Source organism: Mesorhizobium sp. M0715 (assembly GCF_040320355.1).
In the GTDB taxonomy this organism is placed as follows: Bacteria; Pseudomonadota; Alphaproteobacteria; order Rhizobiales; family Rhizobiaceae; genus Mesorhizobium.
Genome location: NZ_JAMYPL010000071.1, coordinates 1 through 1,154, shown reverse-complemented (window position 1 = coordinate 1,154; position 1,154 = coordinate 1). Strand labels below are relative to the sequence as shown.

1 protein-coding gene is annotated in these 1,154 nt (G+C 61.4%); it reads right to left on the bottom strand.

Features of this window, described 5'->3' with window-relative positions:
• Positions 1-19 precede the first annotated feature (19 nt).
• Entirely contained in the window at positions 20-958 is a 939-nt protein-coding gene (locus NKI21_RS32320) for an IS110 family RNA-guided transposase (RefSeq protein ID WP_023809699.1), read from the bottom strand.
• Positions 959-1,154 lie beyond the last annotated feature (196 nt).

The window sequence follows — 1,154 nt, the reverse complement described above, 5'->3', positions numbered from 1 at the left end:
AGAGCGACTATCTGGGGTGTCAAGTTGCAATTACGAACTCGTTGCGCGCATCGCGTGCTTTTGCATTGAGGATGACCAGGAGTTTTCTGGCGAGTGCGATGCGGATGAGCATTTTTGGCTTTCCCGCCTGTTGCAACCGTTGAGCGAAAGCTTTGAGATGAGGATCGAATTTGGCCACGATAGCTGCGACGATGAAGAGGATGCCACGCGGCCCGGCGCGTCCGCCTCGCACATGCCTGTTGCCGGTGCGCTTGCCGCTATCGTTGGCGAAAGGAGCCAGGCCTGCCAGCTTGGCGATGGCCTTGTTGGAGATGAGGCCGATCTCGGGCAGTTCGGCCATCAGACGGGCGACAGTGCGTCCGGCTACGCCCTTGAGCGAACGAAAGGCTCGCTCCAGCCTGGCCCACAGCGGATCGTCATCGATCATCGAGGCAATCTCGCCTTCCAGGCGCCGTTGCTCGCGCTTGAGGAAGGCCAGCGTCGCCTCGATGCTGGCGCATACCTCGGCGTCGCATGCGGCACTTCTACGCTGCTTGTTGATGGTCGCATCGCCGACAATCTGGCAAAGCCGGCCAACCAACGCGGTAAGCCGCTGTTGGGCAGCGCTTGGCGGTGGCGTCGGCACCGTGTTCTTGACTGCGCCGTAATGGGCGATGACAGCGGCGTCGATCCTGTCGGTCTTCTCCAGATAGCCCATCGCCTCGGCGAAACGGCGCACGCTCTTGGCATTGACCACGCCGCACGGCATGCCGTGCGCCCACAAGAGCATGAACCCCAGCCGTTCATAGCCGCCCGATGCCTCCATCACCGCAAGGGCTGCGCCATGGCTGCGGCAGAACAGCCAAAGAGCTGCAATCCCCGCCGCATCGTTGGCGAAGCGCGCTGCCGCTCCGCCAGGCCGGACATGCGCGTCCAGCCAATCTTTCGAAACATCAACTCCACAAATAATCCTGTTCACGGTAACCTGCCTTGTGCGTACGGTTGGAACCAAGCGACTGTTCGGTCGTGCGTGACGAAGGCGAAGATCCCAAGCTCTCCCGCGGTTGTAACCTCAGGTGGTACGGGCGACTTCGCCAAGCCAAGGTCCGGGCGGCCGCCCGGACCTTGGCTCAATCGCTCTAATCCCACGAAATCTCTCTCGTGTAGATACAAGG